A 19,293-nucleotide genomic window follows, 5' to 3' on the forward strand; every position below is an offset into this window, starting at 1 on the left:
GTGACAATCGGCATGAATCTTTCACATTTGGAACAACAACTGGATATAACATTTAATGATCAAAGCCTGTTGAAGCAAGCTTTTACACATTCATCTTATGTGAATGAGCATCGGGATAAGAATTTTTCGGATAATGAGCGTTTGGAATTTTTGGGTGATGCAGTCCTTGAACTTGGTGTATCCCAATATTTATATAAGCAAAAGGAGCGTCTGGCTGAGGGAGACCTGACTAAATTGCGCGCATCAATTGTATGTGAGCCGTCGCTGGTTGAGTTTTCCCGTGAGCTGGATTTTGGTGATTACTTGTTTCTGGGCAAGGGTGAGGAACAATCAGGCGGCCGTGAACGACCTGCAATACTGGCAGATGTGTTTGAAGCATTCCTGGGAGCATTGTATCTGGACCAAGGCTATGATGTCGTTATTCAATTTTTGAAACAGCATGTCTATCCGAAAATAACAACAGGTGCTTTTTCGCATGCGATGGATTATAAAAGCAAACTCCAGGAACAAGTTCAGCAGACCCGAAATCACAGCATTGACTATGTCATTGCCGATGAAAAAGGTCCTTCCCACGATAAGGAGTTTATCGCTCAGGTGATTATAAATAATCATGTGTCAGGCGAGGGAGCAGGCCATACCAAAAAAGAAGCTGAACAACGTGCTGCCAAGCATGCTCTGGATACGATCGATGATTAGAAGTCTTTAAAAAGCTGCACCCCAAATTATATTGGTGGTGCAGCTTTCTCAGCAGTTAAGAAAGTATAAATTCTTTCTTACTGCATAAGTGCAACTAAGGCTTTCGCCATTAATGCTTGGCGATAATGATATTATCCCGTTATGATTTCCTTACTGACCTCAGCTCATCAATAAATGCCTGTGTCTCGGATGGGCTAAGTTGACCTCTCTGTTTGACCATATCATACATAAATTTAATGTCGTCAAATTTATCCAAGTCGTAGTCCTCCGGTTGCATCACCTCACGATTGACGACACTCAATTGTTCAGCCAGTTCATCCAGCATAAATTTCAGGTTTTCCTGTGTCGCATTTTCCAGATTCATGTGAACACCTCCTTAAAGATAGTCCCACAAAGCTTATGTATTGATTAAAACTTCTTTTGTGCTTCTCTTTATGATAAAATAAATGCGTTAAAATGCCAACCAGGCTGGATACATATTTTTGCGGAACCCCTGAGAAATAGTAGGAGAATGTTTATGTATTTGAAACGATTGGAAAGCGTGGGCTTTAAGTCATTTGCCGAACGGATCAGTGTGGATTTTGTTCCGGGTGTGACGTCAGTAGTGGGCCCAAACGGCAGCGGAAAAAGCAATATTACTGACGCGATCAGATGGGTACTGGGTGAACAGTCAGCACGTTCTTTGCGCGGCTCGAAGATGGAGGATATCATTTTTCAGGGCAGTGACACAAGGCGGGCTCTCAATGTTGCCGAAGTGACAATCGTACTGGAGAACAGTGACAAGGAACTTTCGCTCGATTATGAGGAAGTGAGTGTCACCAGACGCGTTTATCGCTCAGGTGAAAGCGAGTTTTATATCAATAAACAGTCCTGCCGCTTGAAAGATATCGTTGATTTATTTATGGACTCGGGACTTGGACGTGAAGCATTCTCGATTATCAGTCAGGGAAAAGTTGAGGAAATACTCAGTTCCAAAGCAGATGAACGGCGGACGATCTTTGAAGAAGCTGCCGGCGTATTAAAGTATAAGCAGCGTAAAAAAAAATCCGAGTATAAATTAGCTGAAACGCAAGAAAATTTGAATCGTGTGGAAGATATTATCCATGAGATTGAACAGCAAATTGAGCCACTTGAAGCGCAGGCTGAAACGGCGCGGACTTATCTGGATAAAAAAGAAGAATTGAAACAGCACGAGATTTCACTGCTTATTACGGAAATTGAGCAGTTGCATGTTCAGTGGCAGACATTGCTTGATGAACTGGAAAAAGAAAAAACGGATGAATTGAATCGGAAAACAGCCATCCAATCAAAAGAAGCTGAGCTGGAAGAAGAACGGCAGCAACTTCAGAAGCTTGATGATGAGATTGATCAGCTGCAGGGCAATTTGCTTTCAACAACCGAACAGCTTGAAAAATTCGAAGGTAAAAAACAGTTATTTAATGAGCGGACAAAACATTTTTCCGAGAACAAAGAGAAACTGGAAGCCCAGCAAAAGGAAACGGCTGAACGCATTGAATTGCTCGAATACGAACTTGGTCAGGAAAATGAGAGACTCTCTTTACTGCAAAAGAGCCGCAATGACACGAAAGATCAGGTAACACAGCTGGAAACGAAACTGACAACAGAGCGGGAAAACATTGCCGATCAAATTGAGGAACTGAAGTCGGATTATATTGAGTATTTGAATGAACAAGCAGCTAAACGGAACGAAAGACAGTCCATCCAGCAGCAGGTTCAGCAAATTACTAGCAAAAAAGAGAAACAGTCGGAAAAGTTTGAGGATCTGTTGGATGAGCGGAAGGAACTCAGCTCAAAGACAGAAAAGCTGGAATCGGATTATGCCGAACAGGAAAGGCTATATCATTCAAAGTCGCAGAATGTCCAGCAGATGAAAGAGGACCTCACGAAGAAACGCGATGCATTTCAGGAAGCGCAAACCAAACTGTATCAGGGCTATCAATATATTGAAAAACTTAAATCCAAAAAAGAAATGCTTGCTGATATGAAGGAAGATTTTCAGGGGTTTTTCTACGGTGTTAAGGCTGTGCTTAAAGCTCGGGAGAGTCAGGAACTTCGTGGTGTTCACGGGGCGGTAATCGAGCTGATAGATGTTCCGAAACAATATATTACCGCGATTGAAACAGTACTGGGTGGCCAAGCTCAGCATGTTGTCGTGAATGATGACCAGGTAGCACGCCAAGCGATCAGCTGGTTGAAAAAAACAAACAGCGGACGGGCCACTTTTTTGCCCCTAAACTCGATTCAGGCACGATTTGTTCCAAAAAGTATGCTATCAAAAGCGGAAGATCATCCCGGGTTTGTCGGTGTGGCCTGTGACCTCGTTTCGACAGAGCCTGAATTTCAGAAAGCGGTCAACCATTTAATGGGGCATGTTCTGGTAGCCAAAACATTGAAAGACGCTAGTGTTATTGCAGGACTGGTCAATCGTAAGCATCGGGTCGTGACAGTCGAAGGTGATGTGGTCAATCCGGGCGGCTCCATGTCAGGTGGCGCTCAGAAAAAATCGAAGCAGTCATTATTTACAAGAGAAAAAGATTTGCAGGAAGTGACCGAAAAACTTACGGACTATCAGCAAAAAGTAAATCACTTTGATCAGCAAGTTAACAAACAAAAGCAGCAAATTAGCCAGATTGATCGCCAGATTGCTTCAGAAGAGGAGGCAGCCAATAGCGAACAGGAAAAATTGCAGGAAATCCGCACCTCCTATAAAGAAGCTGAAATGAAACTTGCGACCTTGAATGATAATCTGCAGTTATATGATCAGGATAAACAGCAATTTGACCAGGACACAAGCGACCTGAACACACGTGACGGGCAGCTGGAAAAAGAACTTAACATTATTTCCGATCATCTTGAATCAACCCAGCAGGAAATTGATAAGCTGTCCAGGCAGGAAGCGTCGTTTCAGGAAAATCAGGAACAGTTAAGAGAAGATTATCAGAAGAGACAAGTCGCTTTGGCTGAACAGGAAGAACGCCTAAAGAATCAGCGTGAAAAAACAAACAGCCTGCAAACACAGTTAAGTGATTATGAGGAGCAGTATGAGATCATTGTCAATGATCTGAACGAGCTCCTTGATATGCAGAATTCAGAGGAAACTGAAGAAGAGATGGAAGCCAATATTTCTGCAGCCAAAAAGGATAAAGAAGCCATTACTGACAAAATCCAAAAAATGCGAGCAAATCGTTCAGAACGCACACAGCTTATGCAGGATCAGGACCGCGAGTTGAAAGAAGAAAACAAACAACACCAGGCATTTAAAGAGGCTATTCAAGCAAAAGAAGTCAAGGCTAATCGTCTGGATGTCGAACTGGAAAACCGCTTGTCCAAACTACAGACGGAATATACAATGACATTTGAAAAAGCCAAACAGGCGTATGATAAGACGGATAATACTGACGAAACTCAGACAATGGTGACGCAAATTAAGCAGTCCATCGATCAGCTGGGCACGGTCAATTTAGGTGCAATCGATGAGTATGATCGTATTTCCGATCGGTATGACTTTTTATCCAGGCAGCAAAACGATCTGATCGAAGCGAAACAGACGCTCCATTCAGTTATTGCGGAAATGGACGAAGAAATGGAAAAACGCTTCAGTGAGACATTCGGTCAGATTAAAGATGAATTTTCTGTTGTCTTTAAGCAATTATTTGGCGGAGGAAAGGCAGAGCTGCAATTGACCGACCCGAATAACCTGCTCGATACCGGTGTGGAGATCATTGCACAGCCGCCCGGCAAAAAATTGCAGCATCTCGGGCTCCTTTCAGGCGGGGAACGGGCTTTGACAGCTATTGCCCTGTTATTTGCCATACTGCGTGTCCGTCCTGTGCCGTTCTGTGTGTTGGACGAGGTCGAGGCTGCCCTTGATGAGGCAAATGTTATTCGATTCGCCAAGTATTTGAAGACGTTCAGTGAAGACACGCAATTCATTGTCATTACTCATCGCAAGGGAACGATGGAAGAATCAGATGTCCTGTATGGCGTTACAATGCAGGAATCCGGCGTATCACGGCTTGTCTCGGTCCGGCTGGAAGAGACTGAAGCGCTTATCAATGCATAAGGAGGAATTCGTTTAATGGGATTCATGGATAAATTAAAAAATAAATTTAAACAGAACGAAGAAGAAACACAAGACGTTTCTAAAAAATATAAACAAGGTATGGAAAAAACCCGTCAATCGTTTTCCGGAAAACTGAACGACCTGATTGCACGCTACCGCAAAGTGGACGAGGAATTTTTTGAAGAGCTTGAAGAAGTTCTGATCGGAGCGGATGTTGGGGTCAATACCGTGATGGATCTTGTTGATGAGCTAAAAATGGAAGTGAAGCGGCAAAACATTAGAGACACAAAAGAAATCAAGGACGTGATTTCGGAGAAGCTGGTAGAAATTTATTACGGAGATGATGATGAGGAAGTCGAGAAATTAAATATACAGGAAGACGGTCTCTCTGTCATACTTGTTGTCGGTGTGAATGGTGTCGGTAAGACAACGTCGATTGGTAAATTGGCTTATCAATTAAAACAAGAAGGCAAGCACGTAATGCTGGCTGCTGGTGATACTTTCCGTGCCGGTGCGATTGAGCAGCTGGATGTGTGGGGCGAGCGTGCTGGTGTGGACGTTATCAAGCAGGGTGAAGGCAGTGATCCGGCCGCAGTCATTTTTGACGGCATCAAGGCAGCGAAATCGCGTAATGCTGATGTATTAATCTGTGATACTGCGGGCCGCCTGCAAAATAAGGTCAATTTAATGAACGAGCTTGCCAAAGTCAAACGTGTTATTGAAAGAGAAGTGCCTGATGCGCCGCATGACGTATTACTTGTGCTGGATGCGACAACCGGCCAGAATGCGCTGAGCCAGGCAAAGACTTTTTCCGATGCTACCGATGTATCAGGTATTATCCTGACCAAATTGGACGGAACGGCAAAAGGCGGCATTGTACTCGCGATTCGCAATGAACTGCAGATCCCGGTCAAATTTGCCGGTCTGGGTGAACAAATTGAGGATTTGCAGGCGTTTGATGCCCATGCATTTGTCTATGGATTATTCGCGGATCTGCTTGAAGATGAGTCTGAATGATGGTAAACTTTTGTAAAGGGATTTCACTTAACAATAGAAGGAAGACATATCTGAGGGGTGAATGAATTGCTTGAAAAAACAACACGTGTTAATTATTTATTCGACTTCTATCAGCCACTGCTGACCCCTAAACAACAGAATTACATGGATATGTACTATCGTGAGGACTACTCACTTGGTGAAATTTCCGATTTGCTGCAGGTTTCACGGCAGGCGGTTTATGATAATATCAGAAGAACCGAATCGATGCTTGAATCGTATGAAAATAAATTAGGGTTATATGATAAATTCCAAAAGCGAGCCGAAATTTTGGACAAGATGGATAATGCAGCGGAAAATAGTCAGATACAGGCATTTATCCATCAACTACAAGAATTAGAGTAGGGGGAAACCTTCTATGGCATTTGAAGGATTGGCCGACCGATTGCAGAGTACGATGAAAAAAATCACCGGCAAAGGAAAGGTTTCTGAGCAGGATGTTAAGGAAATGACTCGGGAAGTCCGCCTTGCCTTGCTCGAAGCCGACGTTAACTTCAAAGTTGTCAAAGATTTGATAAAACGCATCAAAGAACGTGCTGTTGGCCAGGAAGTGATGGAAAGCTTAACTCCCGGCCAGCAGGTTATTAAAGTTGTTAAAGAAGAATTATCAGAGCTTATGGGCGGTGAACAAAGTAAGATAGCTGTCAGCGACCGCCCGCCGACTGTTATTATGATGGCAGGTCTGCAGGGCGCCGGTAAAACAACGACAAGCGGAAAACTGGCCAGTCATTTGCGGAAAAAACACAATCGCAAACCGCTTTTGGTGGCCGCCGACATTTACCGGCCGGCAGCGATTGATCAGCTCGAAACAGTCGGGCATCAGCTCGGCATGCCCGTGTTTTCCAAGGGCACGGATGCGAACCCTGTTGATATTGCAAAGGAAGCAGTCGAACAGGCGAAGGAAGAGCACAATGATTACGTTATAATCGATACCGCCGGCCGGCTTCACGTTGATGAAGATCTGATGGGGGAGTTGGAGCAGATTAAAGCTGCTGTCAATCCGGATGAAATTTTCCTTGTCGTTGATGCCATGACAGGTCAGGATGCAGTCAATGTGGCGGAAAGTTTCAATGAACAGCTGGAGCTGTCGGGTGTTGTTCTGACAAAGCTTGACGGGGATACGCGCGGTGGTGCTGCACTTTCCATCAGAGCAGTTACCGGCACGCCAATCAAATTCGCAGGTATGGGTGAAAAGCTTGATCAGCTTGAGCCATTTCGCCCGGAAAGCATGGCATCACGTATCCTGGGAATGGGTGATGTTCTGAGCCTGATTGATAAAGCGGAAACAAACGTCAATGAACAACAGGCGAAAGAACTCGAAGAAAAGATGCGTACGATGTCATTCACGTTTGATGACTTTCTGGAACAAATGGGCCAGGTTAAGAAAATGGGCCCGCTGGAAGATTTGATGAATATGATTCCGGGTGCTAACAAAATGAAAGGCCTGAAAAATGCACAAATTGATGAAAAGCAGCTGGTCTATGTGGAAGCAATCATCCAGTCGATGACGAAAGATGAGCGGCAGGATCCGAGCTTAATGAATGCAAGCCGTAAAAAACGGATTGCCAAAGGTTCCGGCACATCCGTTTCGCAAGTGAACAGACTCCTGAAACAATTTAACGAAATGAAAAAAATGATGAAACAAATGACCAACATGCAAAAAGGCAAAAAAGGCAAAGGCATGAACATGCCGTTTATGTAAACTTTTAGTGGTTGTTCAAAAAATTATATGTTCTGTAATGGAAAAACACTTTACAGACTGTGGCCTATCTGTTAGAATCTAAAATTGTGAAACAAAGACATTGGAGGTGACATCATGGCAGTAAAAATTCGTATGAAACGCATGGGAGCTAAACGTAATCCATTTTACCGTATTGTCGTAGCTGATTCCCGTTCACCAAGAGACGGACGTTTTATTGAGCAGATTGGAACGTATAACCCTGTTGCTAACCCGATTGAAGTTAAAATAGATGAGGATAGAGCAGTGGATTGGATGACGAACGGGGCCAAGCCAAGTGATACAGTCCGTAACCTTTTCTCAAAACAAGGCATCATGAAAAAATTCCACGAACAGAAAAACTAATTGTAAAGTAGTGTGATAATCATGAAAGCCCTGATTGAAACAATTGTAGCACCACTTGTGGATAACCCTGGCGACATCGTTGTGACGGAAACCGAGGAAGATTCAAAAATTGTCTACCATCTGACCGTCAACGAAAACGATGTCGGCAAGGTGATTGGAAAAAACGGACGTATTGCCAAGGCGATCCGTACTGTTGTTTACGCTTCAAAAACGGAAACGAAAAAACGTATTTATTTGGATATTATGTAAAGGGAGAGGTCATACCTTTCCCTTTTTACACATAACCAGGTTTCATCTCTATACCGAGAACGTTTAGAGAGCGGGGTACCAGTATGCAAATAATCAAAAAGGTCCTTATTAAGCAAATTGTCACAGAGAAGAGCAAAGAAAAGTTGCGAAGCAGTTTTAATGATCATAAAATGCGGCTTGAACAAGAGTGTCAACAGTTAAGGTTTGAACAGCGGAAATTGGAGAATAAACGTAGCATGTCAAAACAGGAGCTGTCTCAGCGATTTCAGCAGGAAATTAAAAACCGGAAAGAAAAAATTAAATTGGTTGATTTTAAAATCGAGCAATTGGACATCCTTGAAACCGGCAGTGAAATTACGGAAAAAGAAGTTGAAGCTCTTGTTGAGGTCAAAGAAGGTTCGCATTGGAATAAAATTATGGAAGAGTCGGCAATCGTTATAGAAGATGATGTGGTCGTGCGAATTGATGAGTAGCAGGTGATAACATGACGGATATGTTGAATGTCGGGAAAATCGTAAATACACACGGCATAAAAGGTGACGTTAAAGTACAGCGAATAACGGATTTCGAAGAACGATTCGATATTGGAAATCAGCTGATACTGGAGAAGGAAAATGGTCAGACTTTGAATCTGGAAATTGATGGTCATCGGGATCATAAGGGATTTGGCCTTCTCCATTTTAAAAGCTATGACAATATCAATGATGTTGAGCAGTTTAAAGGACGACTCTTAAAAATTCCAAGAGACCAGCTGGCTGATCTGGCTGAAAATGAGTTTTACTATCACGAAATTATTGGATGTGCCGTTTACCTGACAAGCGGTGAAAAACTCGGGACAATCAAAGAAATTCTCGCACCAGGCGCAAATGATGTATGGGTTACTGAACGGGAGGAAGGGAAAGACGTGCTTGTCCCTTATATTGCTGACGTTGTGAAAGAAGTAGATGTTTCTGACAAAAAAGTAGTGATTGAGCCGATGGAAGGACTGCTTGACTGATGCATATTGATGTTTTGACGCTATTTCCGGAGATGATTTCAGGTGTTTTTGATGCCTCAATTTTAAAAAAGGCTCAGCAAAATGAAAAATTCAGTTACAACCTGGTAAATTTCCGTGATTATTCAACGAACAAGCATATGAAAGTGGACGATTACCCGTATGGCGGCGGCGCAGGCATGGTCCTGACACCGCAGCCGGTGTTTGACGCGGTGGATGCCGTCATAAGCGTAAAACAAACAAAACCACGGGTTATTTTAATGAGTCCGCAAGGGGAACCTTACAATCAGCAAAAAGCAGAGGAACTGTCACAAGAAGACCATCTTGTGTTCATTTGCGGTCATTATGAAGGTTATGACGAACGAATCAGGGAACATCTTGTGACCGATGAAATTTCAATAGGGGATTATGTGCTGACCGGTGGCGAGCTTGCCGCCGCGGTTGTGATTGACAGTATTGTGCGACTTTTGCCGGATGTGCTTGGGAATAAAGCATCTGCTCCCAAGGACTCATTTTCCACCGGGCTGCTGGAACATCCACACTACACCCGACCTGCTGACTTTCGCGGTATGAAAGTTCCGGACATACTGTTATCAGGTGATCATGCTAAAATTGCGGAATGGCGCAGGATAGAGTCGCTTAAGCGAACCTGTGAGCGCCGGCAGGACCTGATAGACGAACAGGATCTATCAGATGAGGCTAAACAGATATTAGGTAAAAAATAATGTTGAATTCACTGTTTTAGTATGGTATATTTATGATTGTGCTTAACTAGCACGTATAAACGATGTTCCGCTGTCCCTTAGTGTGATAAGAGCATTGGTTTGGAAGGAGTGAAACAGGATGCAACATATCATTGAAGAAGTGACAAAAGATCAGCTTCGTACGGATCATCCTGATTTCCGCCCAGGCGACACTGTAAAAGTTCACGTTAAAGTTGTCGAAGGAAGCCGTGAACGTATTCAGGTGTTTGAAGGTGTTGTCATTAAACGGCAAGGCGGCGGAATCAGTGAAACATTTACTGTAAGAAAGATTTCCTACGGTGTTGGTGTTGAGCGTACATTGCCGCTGCATTCACCACGTATTGCGAAAATCGAAGTTTCCCGCCGTGGTATTGTTCGCCGTGCGAAACTTTACTATCTTCGTAATCTGCGCGGAAAAGCAGCACGTATTAAAGAACGTCGCTAATCCGTCAACTATAATTGTTATTGAAAAGGGGCTTGTCACATTCCATGCAAGCTCTTTTTTACTTTCTATATTTTTCAGTATGGCATGATATAATAATATTATAAGGAATTCATAGGCTATACATATATTGTACCAGGCGGTGTTGGAGAAATGGAGAAGTTAAAAAGTGAATGGTTTGACTGGATAAAGGCTTTGTTAATAGCATTTGGTTTGTTTTTCATCATCAGGACATTCTTTTTTGCTCCGATTGTTGTCGATGGACCATCGATGATGCCAACATTGCGGGATGGAGACCAAATGATTGTCAATAAATTTATCTACCAGATACAGGAACCGAATCGTTTCGATATTGTTGTGTTTCACGCCTCAGACCGAAAAGATTTTATTAAACGGATAGTTGGTCTGCCAGGTGAGCATGTCTCGGTAGAGGATGATCAATTATACGTTGATGGTGAAAAAGTAGCCGAGCCTTTTTTGCAGGAACGTAAAGAAAAAATGCCGTCTTATCAGCCGTTAACAGGTGATTTTCAGCTGGAGGACCTTCCGGGCGGATACGAAGAGATCCCTGAAAACCATGTGCTTGTGCTGGGTGACAATCGGAATAATTCGACAGACAGTCGCATACTCGGATTGGTTTCGATGGATCAGATTGTTGGGAAAACCAGTTTGATCTACTGGCCGCTTGACCGGATTCAGATTCTGCACGATTAGGGTGATTCAATATGGCCATACAATGGTTTCCAGGACATATGGCAAAAGCAAAACGTGAAGTGGAAGAAAAGCTGAAATTAACGGATTTCGTTATAGAACTCGTGGATGCACGCACGCCGTTGTCATCACAAAATCCAATGCTGCAGAATGTCTTGCAGCAAAAGCTCAAAATGATTGTCATGATGAAAAAGGACCTTGCAGACAACAGGATGACAGAGAAGTGGCTGAGTTACTATAAAGGTCGTGGAATCCCAGCCATCGCTATTGATGTCAATAGCAAATCCGATATCAAATGTGTTGTTCAGACAGCAAAAGACCTTGGACAGACAAAAATGGATAAGCTTAAGAGAAAAGGCGTTAACCCGCGGCCTGCCCGTGCTATGATCATCGGCATCCCGAATGTTGGCAAGTCAACATTAATCAACCGTCTTGCCAATAAAAAGATTGCCCAAATCGGTGACAAGCCGGGTGTAACAAAGAAACAGCAATGGATAAAGGTGAAAGGTGACTTTGAACTGCTTGATACACCGGGAATTCTATGGCCAAAATTTGAAGATGAACGAGTTGGTTACCGGCTGGCAGCTGTTGGCACGATAAAAGATCAGTTATTGCCGCTGGATGATGTGGTTGCATTTGTTATTCAATATATGCAGAAATTTTATCCGGATCGGCTGGAAGAAAGATATGGGATTAATCGCGACATGGAGGACATGTGGGACATTTTTGTTTCAATCGGGAAGCAGAGGGGAGCCCTCGAAAGCGGCGGAAATGTCAATTTTGACAAGGTGGCTGACCTGGTCATACATGATCTGCGAACAGGAAAACTGGGAAATATAACACTTGAATCACCCCCGGACAATACCTGATTGTCCGAGGGTGATTTTTAATAATATGATTTTTTCCGATTAGTTTCCAAAATCGATTTATTATGCAACAATATTCATATATACTTAAACCACTATGAGTTAAGGGGGGGATAGCATGACAAAGCGTAATATAGAGGAGTTGTTATCAGAACAACGTGAAGAATTGCTCAGAGCATTGAAAGCCCGTTTTGAAACAAACATGAATCGCCATAAAGATCTTGAATGGGCTGAAATCTTGGGAAAGCTGGAAGCCAATGCTGACAAACTGTGGTCGCTCAATGAAATGGAAAGAACTGGCGGGGAACCAGATGTTGTTGGTTATGATAAAGAGAAAGACGAATACACTTTTTGTGATTGTTCAGCGGAAAGTCCTAAGGGCCGCAGAAGTGTCTGTTACGACCGCGCGGGCCTAGAGTCAAGAAAAAAATATAAACCGGAGAATAACGCTATTGATATGGCAGCTGCCATGGGAATCGAACTTTTAACAGAAGAACAATATCGGGCATTACAAAAACTTGAAAATTTCGATGTGAAAACGTCGAGTTGGGTGCAAACACCATCTGATATTAGAGAACTCGGCGGTGCCCTTTTTTGCGATTATCGCTACGGCCATGTCTTCGTTTATCACAACGGTGCGTCCTCTTACTATGGCGTCAGAGGGTTCCGTGGCTTACTAAGAGTCTGAGACAAAATCATCTAATTTCAACACGAATTGACTGTCAATTCTTCTATTACTATGTAAAAATTTGAATGTACTGATTAACTATACAGAGTGAAGGTGAACCATTTGGAACAGCAATCAATCGCAGTATTAAAGCAATTATTTGAAGCCGATAAGCTGGATGAAACGTACATAAATAAGCTAAAATTAGACGAGCGAAAAGGGGTACAGAAACTGATTGAGCGCTATGAACGAAAAAAATTAAACGATAAAGCACTGAAGGAAAATTTTCTTCGTATGTCGCAATATGAACAAAAAAATTACGCTGATGGGTGTCAGTATATAGCCGGGATGGATGAAGCCGGCCGCGGCCCGCTTGCAGGCCCTGTCGTTGCGGCTGCTGTTATATTGCCCCGGGATTTTAAACTGCTGGGTCTTAATGATTCCAAACAGTTGAATGAAACGACCCGTGAAGAATATTTCACAATTATTAAAAATGCGGCCGTGAGCTATGGGATTGCCATTATTGATAATTATAAAATTGATCAGATCAATATCTATGAAGCTACGAAACTGGCAATGTATGAGGCAATTAATCAGCTTAATCCCCTGCCGGATCACGTGCTGATTGATGCCGTGTCACTTGATCAGCTTACTTGTTCTTCGGAGTCAATTACCAAAGGCGATCAGAAAAGTGTATCGGTTGCTGCTGCCAGCGTATTAGCGAAAGTTACCCGTGATGGCTTAATGAAAGATTTGGACAAGAAATATCCGGGATACGGTTTTGCCTCCAATATGGGCTATGGAACAAAACAGCATACAGCGATGCTTGCAGAACACGGGGTTACGCCATATCATCGAAAGTCATTTGCGCCTGTCAGGAGTATTGTCAGGTAATTTTAGCGGCAGACACGTCAAAATCTGCCATAAACCGCTAATTCTTGTGAAATTCATAGTTTTTTTATACAATGGGAATGCAGTGAAATTTGATGGGAGGATGAAAGATGAACATTCATGAGTATCAAGGCAAAGATATCTTGCGCGAATCTGGCGTAAATGTTCCGAGTGGACATGTTGCATATACGGTTGACGAAGCTGTTAAAGTTGCCCAAAAGCTGGATAGTGATGTATTCGTTGTAAAAGCACAAATTCATGCTGGCGGAAGGGGTAAAGCCGGTGGTGTTAAAATCGCTAAAAACCTCGATGATGTTCGTACATATGCAAACGAACTGCTCGGCAAAAATCTGGTAACACATCAGACGGGTCCTGAAGGCAAGGAAGTAAAACGTTTGCTGATTGAAGAAGGCTGCGACATTCAAAACGAATATTATGTCGGGCTCGTTCTTGATCGCGCCACTTCCCGTGTGGTTATGATGGCTTCAGAAGAAGGCGGTACAGAAATTGAAGAAGTTGCCGCTGAAACACCGGAAAAGATTTTTAAAGAAGTCATCGACCCGGTAGTCGGACTGTCAGGTTATCAAGCTCGCAGATTAGCTTTTAATATTAACATTCCGGATGAATTGATCGGCAAGGCAGCTAAATTCATGATTGGCCTGTATAACGTATTTGTTGAAAAAGACTGTTCCATTGCTGAAATCAATCCGCTTGTTACAACAGGCGATGGACAGGTAATGGCACTTGACTCCAAGCTGAATTTCGATGATAACGCCATGTTCCGCCAAAAAGATGTTATGGAATTACGCGATTTGGAGGAAGAAGATGAAAAAGAAATCGAAGCCTCCAAATATGATTTAAGCTATGTTGCGCTCGACGGCAATATCGGCTGTATGGTTAATGGCGCTGGGCTTGCCATGTCAACAATGGATATTATCAAGCACTATGGCGGCGAACCTGCGAACTTCCTAGATGTCGGCGGTGGTGCGACGACAGAAAAAGTAACAGAAGCATTTAAAATCATTTTGTCCGATTCACATGTTAAAGGTATTTTTGTAAACATTTTTGGCGGTATCATGAAATGTGATGTTATTGCTGAAGGTGTTGTGGAAGCGACAAAACAAGTCGGTCTGGAAATGCCGCTTGTTGTGCGCCTTGAAGGCACAAATGTTGATTTAGGCAAGAAAATTCTTGATGAATCAGGTCTGAACATTACCTCAGCTGAATCAATGGCTGATGGTGCTGAAAAAATCGTTTCCGCTGTTAAGTAATTTTGGCTGTTATTTGGAAGATTGAAGTTTTTGACATATATCCCCACAAAAGCAGACCGTATACATGGAGACTCCTGGGGGATTGAAGGTATCGGTGAGACCCCAGAGTGTGGTAGCACGAGGAGGCTTACCAACCGCCCCCGGAAAGCGTAGTGTATACGGGCTGCGGTGCAGAAAGTAATAAATATATAATGCATAAAACAGCCATATTTTTGAAGACGAACAGATAATCAAAGAAAGGACGGACGAAAATGAGTGTATATGTTAATAAAGATACAAAAGTGATTGTCCAGGGAATCACCGGTGGCACAGCCAAATTCCATACAAAACAAATGCTTGACTATGGTACCAAAATCGTTGGCGGTGTCACCCCGAAAAAAGGCGGTACAGAAGTGGAAGGTGTACCTGTATTCAATACAGTACAGGATGCTGTTGACGAAACCGGCGCCAACGCATCTGTCGTTTATGTACCGGCACCAGCAGCAGCAGACGCTATTCTGGAAGCGGTAGACGCTGAATTGGACTTGGTAATTTGCATCACTGAACATATCCCGGTCATGGATATGGTGAAAGTAAAACGTGCCATGGAAGGCAAGAAGACGCGTCTTGTAGGTCCAAACTGTCCGGGTGTCATCACAGCTGATGAAAGCAAGATTGGTATTATGCCGGGATATATTCATAAAAAAGGACATATCGGCGTTGTTTCCCGTTCAGGTACATTAACGTATGAAGCAGTGCATCAGCTATCCGAAGCTGGATATGGCCAGACGACCGCAGTCGGAATCGGCGGGGACCCTGTGAATGGCACAGACTTTATTGATGCTCTGACTGCTTTCAATGAAGATCCGGAAACAGAAGCTGTTGTTATGATCGGTGAAATCGGAGGTACGGCTGAGGAAGAAGCAGCCGAGTGGATAAAAGCCAATATGTCAAAACCAGTTGTAGGCTTTATCGGTGGCGCAACTGCACCTCCTGGAAAACGGATGGGGCATGCCGGGGCCATCATTTCAGGCGGTAAAGGGACAGCTGAAGAGAAAATTCGCATTATGAACGAATGCGGCGTTCAAACAGCAGATACACCGGCCGAAATTGGCGACACAATGATTAACGTCTTGAAAGAAAATGGTTTGCAGGAAAAATGCAAAACACACTGATTACAATAAGCAGGAACCCAAAGATAACGCATCTTTGGGTTCCGATATATTATATAAGGGCGTGATTGATTGGAAAAAATTCGTAAACGCTTAATCCATATTTGTCGGTGCCGCGGGGTCTCCCGCCGAACAATAAGGAAGTTTGTCCGGTATGACCCCACACTGAAAACGGTCTACAAGCTGTCCGCTTCTGAAATTAGCCAGTTTTTTTCTCTCCCCATGAAAAAAGCCTCTTTATTTTACTCAGACCTCCGGAGCACAGCATTAATTTCCCAAATTAAGCATGAACTGAAATCAGTCAGGATAATAACAGCAGTTGACGATATCTATCCTTTTGTGTTAAAAACTATTAAAGATGCGCCGCTGGTATTATATGCCATTGGCAACACGCAATTAATGAATCAAAATCCGATACTGAGTGTGATTGGCACACGTCGGCCCTCAGGCGAAGCAAAGGCCAAAATGCAAAAATACGTGCTGCCCTTAATTCAGGATAACTGGACGATCGCAAGTGGCATGGCTGCAGGCATTGACAGCTACGCCCATCAGCTGGCCGTTCAATATGAGGGCAAAACGATAGCAGTGATGGGCAGCGGTTTTAATCATATTTACCCAAAACATAACATAGGGCTTTTCAAACAGATTGCTGCTAAAGGGTTATTGCTAACCGAATATCCCCCGGACACCCCGCCCGAACGCTTTCATTTTCCAGAACGCAATCGGATTATCAGCGGTTTAAGTTTTGGTACGTTTGTTATTGAGGCGACGAAAAAAAGTGGTACATTAATTACGGTTGACCAGGCTCTGGACCAAGGGAGAGAAGTTTATGCACTTCCGGGCTCACCGTTAACACCGCATGCGGAAGGGTGTCATACAATGATTCAGGATGGTGCAAAACTCGTCCGGAGCCCGGATGATATTTTGGAAGATTGGGTGAGGATCGAACCAAATTGGGTTCATATGCACCAATAGAAATTCATAACATGTTTGACAAACACTGTGTAACTATTTAATATTAGTGAAGATTTTTCAATTCAACTTATGGATGCAAATCTGGGAGGAAACGATATGTCTGACTACCTCGTGATCGTGGAATCGCCAGCAAAAGCGAAAACGATCGAACGATATTTGGGTAAAAAATATAAAGTAAAAGCTTCAATGGGTCATGTCCGTGATTTGCCAAAAAGTCAAACGGGCGTTGATCCGGATGACTCATTCAAGCCGAAATACATTACGGTCCGTGGCAAAGGTGATGTTCTGAAAGAATTAAGATCGGCTGCGAAAAAAGCCAAGAAAGTTTACCTTGCAGCAGACCCCGACAGGGAAGGGGAAGCCATTGCCTGGCATTTGGCCTACGCTTTAAACGTTGATGAAAATTCAAAATGCCGGGTTGTTTTTAATGAAATCACAAAAGATGCCATCAAAGAATCCTTCAAACATCCACGTTCCATAGATGGTGATCTGGTTGATGCACAGCAAGCCAGACGTATTCTTGACCGCCTTGTCGGATACAAAATCAGTCCGCTGTTATGGAAAAAAGTTAAAAAAGGTCTGAGTGCCGGCAGAGTTCAATCAGTAGCCGTAAGATTGATCATTGACCGTGAAAAAGAAATTGAGAATTTCAAGCCCGAAGAGTACTGGTCGATTGATGCCCAGTTTCAAAAAGACAGTGAGACGTTTGAAGGGGCTTTCTATGGAATCGACGGCAAAAAACAGGACTTAAAATCTGAAGACGATGTAAAAGCGGTTACTGAAAAACTGGAAGGGAAGAAATTCTCGGTTGATAAAGTGAACAAACGCGAACGTAAACGCAATCCGGCGAAACCATTTACAACGTCATCATTGCAGCAGGAAGCTGCCCGTAAACTTAACTTCCGCGCCAAAAAGACGATGATGGTAGCCCAGCAGCTTTACGAAGGAATCGATTTGGGTAAAAAAGCCGGCGGTATTACCGGTTTAATCACGTATATGCGAACCGATTCAACCAGAATTTCAGAAACAGCCAAACAGGAAGCAAAAGGCTATATTGAGGATAATTATGGCCAAAGCTATAAAGGTTATTCTAAGAAAGCTGGCAAAAAAGAAGGGGCACAGGATGCCCACGAAGCGGTTCGCCCAACATCAATCATGCGTGATCCGAAATCCCTGAAAAATTTGCTGTCGCGTGATCAATACCGTCTTTATAAGCTAATCTGGGAAAGATTTCTTGCAAGCCAGATGTCGCCGGCAGTCATGGATACGATGACTGTGCATCTGCTGAATAATGGGATTGAATTTCGTGCCACAGGCTCCAAAGTAAAATTTAAAGGGTTTATGAAGGTATATGTAGAAGGCACCGATGACAAGAAAAAACATGAAAATAAATATTTACCTGACTTGTCTGAGGGCATGGTAGTGAATGCCAAGGAGATCACACCGAACCAGCACTTCACCCAGCCGCCGCCAAGATATACCGAAGCACGACTGGTGCGCACGATGGAAGAACAAGGTATTGGACGGCCTTCAACGTACGCGCCGACTTTGGACACGGTTCAGCGACGAGGCTATGTGCAGCTGGACAATAAACGGTTTGTTCCGACTGAACTTGGTGAAATCATAAATGATATATTGAAAGAATTTTTCCCACAAATCATTGATATTGATTTCACCGCCAAGATGGAAGAGGATCTGGATTCCATTGAGGAGGGAAAAACAGAGTGGATCAAGGTACTGGATGACTTTTACGGTGGTTTTAGACAGCGCCTGGAAAAAGCCGAACAGGAAATGGAAAAGATCGAAATCCGTGATGAACCGGCAGGGATCACATGTGAAAACTGCGGGCATGAAATGGTGTATAAAATGGGGAGGTACGGCAAATTCCTGGCTTGCTCCAATTTTCCTGAATGCCGTAACACAAAACCGATTTTAAAGAAAATCGGTGTGACATGCCCTAAATGTAAACAGGGTGACGTAGTAGAACGAAAATCAAAAAAGAACCGAAAATTTTACGGTTGTGACCGTTATCCGGAATGTGATTTCGTTTCTTGGGATAAGCCGATTTCAAGACCATGCCCGAAATGTGACGCATTACTTGTGGAAAAGAAAACAAAGAAGGAAACGCGTGTGCAATGTACAAATTGCGATTATAAAGAAACTGAAGAAAATTAACTGCCTGGCTGCCAGGCAGTTTTTTTGGCAGTTAAGAAAGTCTAAATACTTTCTTACTGCATAAGGGCAACTAAGGCTTTCGCCATAAAAGCTTGGCGATAAGCCAAGTTTTCTTAGAAAAATTGGGGTAATTTAGTGTACGAAGTGAAGAGGTCTATCACATTTTGTTCATAGGAATGAAAGTTTTTTGATAATTCTATTGTTAACGATTGACTATTTTCAATCAAACAGATATAATT

The 19,293-nt window shown here is 43.2% G+C and carries 20 protein-coding genes; 19 read left to right on the top strand and 1 reads right to left on the bottom strand.

Annotated elements, in window-relative coordinates:
• Positions 1–12 precede the first annotated feature (12 nt).
• Positions 13–696, top strand: coding sequence for a ribonuclease III (rnc, locus tag ON01_RS08635; protein ID WP_010530629.1), 684 nt, complete (start codon positions 13–15; stop codon positions 694–696).
• Between the two features lie 139 nt (positions 697–835).
• Here the strand turns inward: rnc and ON01_RS08640 are convergent, their stop codons facing one another.
• The gene (locus ON01_RS08640) at positions 836–1,060 is read right to left on the bottom strand and encodes a DUF1128 domain-containing protein (RefSeq protein ID WP_010530630.1); all 225 of its coding nucleotides are present in this window, start codon (positions 1,058–1,060) and stop codon (positions 836–838) included.
• Positions 1,061–1,213: 153 nt separating this feature from the next.
• On the opposite strand from ON01_RS08640, the gene smc reads away from it, so the two are divergent.
• The 18 genes from smc (at position 1,214) to topA (ending at position 19,054) form a co-directional block, all read left to right on the top strand.
• Positions 1,214–4,780 (top strand): chromosome segregation protein SMC, encoded by a 3,567-nt coding sequence (gene smc / locus ON01_RS08645; protein ID WP_010530631.1) that lies wholly within the window; start codon positions 1,214–1,216, stop codon positions 4,778–4,780.
• A 15-nt stretch (positions 4,781–4,795) separates the two neighbouring features.
• Complete coding sequence (gene ftsY / locus ON01_RS08650; RefSeq protein ID WP_010530632.1) at positions 4,796–5,797, top strand: signal recognition particle-docking protein FtsY; 1,002 nt, start codon at positions 4,796–4,798, stop codon at positions 5,795–5,797.
• A gap of 66 nt (positions 5,798–5,863) precedes the next feature.
• Positions 5,864–6,181, top strand: a complete 318-nt coding sequence (locus tag ON01_RS08655; RefSeq protein WP_010530633.1) for a putative DNA-binding protein — start codon at positions 5,864–5,866, stop codon at positions 6,179–6,181.
• A 13-nt stretch (positions 6,182–6,194) separates the two neighbouring features.
• Positions 6,195–7,538 carry a signal recognition particle protein gene (gene ffh, locus ON01_RS08660; protein WP_010530634.1) on the top strand — a complete coding sequence of 448 codons (1,344 nt, stop codon included), beginning with the start codon at positions 6,195–6,197 and terminating at the stop codon, positions 7,536–7,538.
• 114 nt (positions 7,539–7,652) lie between these two features.
• Positions 7,653–7,919 carry a 30S ribosomal protein S16 gene (rpsP, locus tag ON01_RS08665; protein WP_010530635.1) on the top strand — a complete coding sequence of 89 codons (267 nt, stop codon included), beginning with the start codon at positions 7,653–7,655 and terminating at the stop codon, positions 7,917–7,919.
• 21 nt (positions 7,920–7,940) lie between these two features.
• Positions 7,941–8,168, top strand: a complete 228-nt coding sequence (locus ON01_RS08670) for a KH domain-containing protein (protein ID WP_010530636.1) — start codon at positions 7,941–7,943, stop codon at positions 8,166–8,168.
• Positions 8,169–8,251: 83 nt separating this feature from the next.
• On the top strand, positions 8,252–8,641 hold the full coding sequence (locus ON01_RS08675) for a YlqD family protein (RefSeq protein ID WP_010530637.1): 390 nt from the start codon (positions 8,252–8,254) through the stop codon (positions 8,639–8,641).
• 11 nt (positions 8,642–8,652) lie between these two features.
• Complete coding sequence (gene rimM, locus ON01_RS08680; RefSeq protein ID WP_010530638.1) at positions 8,653–9,165, top strand: ribosome maturation factor RimM; 513 nt, start codon at positions 8,653–8,655, stop codon at positions 9,163–9,165.
• Positions 9,165–9,887: a tRNA (guanosine(37)-N1)-methyltransferase TrmD gene (gene trmD / locus ON01_RS08685; protein ID WP_010530639.1), complete on the top strand. Its 723-nt coding sequence runs from the start codon at positions 9,165–9,167 to the stop codon at positions 9,885–9,887. Before rimM ends, trmD begins: the two co-directional genes overlap by 1 nt.
• 118 nt (positions 9,888–10,005) lie before the next feature.
• Entirely contained in the window at positions 10,006–10,350 is a 345-nt protein-coding gene (gene rplS, locus ON01_RS08690; RefSeq protein ID WP_010530640.1) for a 50S ribosomal protein L19, read from the top strand.
• A 150-nt stretch (positions 10,351–10,500) separates the two neighbouring features.
• The gene (lepB, locus tag ON01_RS08695; protein ID WP_010530641.1) at positions 10,501–11,061 is read left to right on the top strand and encodes a signal peptidase I; all 561 of its coding nucleotides are present in this window, start codon (positions 10,501–10,503) and stop codon (positions 11,059–11,061) included.
• 11 nt (positions 11,062–11,072) lie between these two features.
• A complete protein-coding gene (gene ylqF / locus ON01_RS08700; RefSeq protein ID WP_010530642.1) occupies positions 11,073–11,927 on the top strand; it encodes a ribosome biogenesis GTPase YlqF in 855 nt (284 codons plus the stop codon).
• Positions 11,928–12,042: 115 nt separating this feature from the next.
• Entirely contained in the window at positions 12,043–12,612 is a 570-nt protein-coding gene (locus ON01_RS08705) for a DUF4256 domain-containing protein (protein ID WP_010530643.1), read from the top strand.
• Positions 12,613–12,714: 102 nt separating this feature from the next.
• Positions 12,715–13,485, top strand: a complete 771-nt coding sequence (locus ON01_RS08710) for a ribonuclease HII (RefSeq protein ID WP_010530644.1) — start codon at positions 12,715–12,717, stop codon at positions 13,483–13,485.
• Between the two features lie 107 nt (positions 13,486–13,592).
• Entirely contained in the window at positions 13,593–14,753 is a 1,161-nt protein-coding gene (gene sucC, locus ON01_RS08715; RefSeq protein ID WP_010530645.1) for an ADP-forming succinate--CoA ligase subunit beta, read from the top strand.
• A gap of 251 nt (positions 14,754–15,004) precedes the next feature.
• Complete coding sequence (gene sucD, locus ON01_RS08720) at positions 15,005–15,907, top strand: succinate--CoA ligase subunit alpha (RefSeq protein WP_010530646.1); 903 nt, start codon at positions 15,005–15,007, stop codon at positions 15,905–15,907.
• A 69-nt stretch (positions 15,908–15,976) separates the two neighbouring features.
• Positions 15,977–16,879, top strand: a complete 903-nt coding sequence (gene dprA / locus ON01_RS08725; RefSeq protein WP_010530647.1) for a DNA-processing protein DprA — start codon at positions 15,977–15,979, stop codon at positions 16,877–16,879.
• Between the two features lie 96 nt (positions 16,880–16,975).
• On the top strand, positions 16,976–19,054 hold the full coding sequence (topA, locus tag ON01_RS08730; RefSeq protein WP_010530648.1) for a type I DNA topoisomerase: 2,079 nt from the start codon (positions 16,976–16,978) through the stop codon (positions 19,052–19,054).
• Positions 19,055–19,293: the final 239 nt, after the last annotated feature.

It is taken from the genome of Lentibacillus jeotgali (genome assembly GCF_000224785.1).
GTDB classification, from domain to species: Bacteria; Bacillota; Bacilli; order Bacillales; family Amphibacillaceae; genus Lentibacillus; species Lentibacillus jeotgali.

Coding starts and splice junctions, on each gene's coding strand:
- rnc (WP_010530629.1), top strand. CDS start 13: ATGAATCTTTCACATTTGGAACAACAACTGGATATAACATTTAATGAT.
- ON01_RS08640 (WP_010530630.1), bottom strand. CDS start 1,060: ATGAATCTGGAAAATGCGACACAGGAAAACCTGAAATTTATGCTGGAT.
- smc (WP_010530631.1), top strand. CDS start 1,214: ATGTATTTGAAACGATTGGAAAGCGTGGGCTTTAAGTCATTTGCCGAA.
- ftsY (WP_010530632.1), top strand. CDS start 4,796: ATGGGATTCATGGATAAATTAAAAAATAAATTTAAACAGAACGAAGAA.
- ffh (WP_010530634.1), top strand. CDS start 6,195: ATGGCATTTGAAGGATTGGCCGACCGATTGCAGAGTACGATGAAAAAA.
- rpsP (WP_010530635.1), top strand. CDS start 7,653: ATGGCAGTAAAAATTCGTATGAAACGCATGGGAGCTAAACGTAATCCA.
- ON01_RS08670 (WP_010530636.1), top strand. CDS start 7,941: ATGAAAGCCCTGATTGAAACAATTGTAGCACCACTTGTGGATAACCCT.
- ON01_RS08675 (WP_010530637.1), top strand. CDS start 8,252: ATGCAAATAATCAAAAAGGTCCTTATTAAGCAAATTGTCACAGAGAAG.
- rimM (WP_010530638.1), top strand. CDS start 8,653: ATGACGGATATGTTGAATGTCGGGAAAATCGTAAATACACACGGCATA.
- trmD (WP_010530639.1), top strand. CDS start 9,165: ATGCATATTGATGTTTTGACGCTATTTCCGGAGATGATTTCAGGTGTT.
- rplS (WP_010530640.1), top strand. CDS start 10,006: ATGCAACATATCATTGAAGAAGTGACAAAAGATCAGCTTCGTACGGAT.
- lepB (WP_010530641.1), top strand. CDS start 10,501: ATGGAGAAGTTAAAAAGTGAATGGTTTGACTGGATAAAGGCTTTGTTA.
- ylqF (WP_010530642.1), top strand. CDS start 11,073: ATGGCCATACAATGGTTTCCAGGACATATGGCAAAAGCAAAACGTGAA.
- ON01_RS08705 (WP_010530643.1), top strand. CDS start 12,043: ATGACAAAGCGTAATATAGAGGAGTTGTTATCAGAACAACGTGAAGAA.
- sucC (WP_010530645.1), top strand. CDS start 13,593: ATGAACATTCATGAGTATCAAGGCAAAGATATCTTGCGCGAATCTGGC.
- sucD (WP_010530646.1), top strand. CDS start 15,005: ATGAGTGTATATGTTAATAAAGATACAAAAGTGATTGTCCAGGGAATC.
- topA (WP_010530648.1), top strand. CDS start 16,976: ATGTCTGACTACCTCGTGATCGTGGAATCGCCAGCAAAAGCGAAAACG.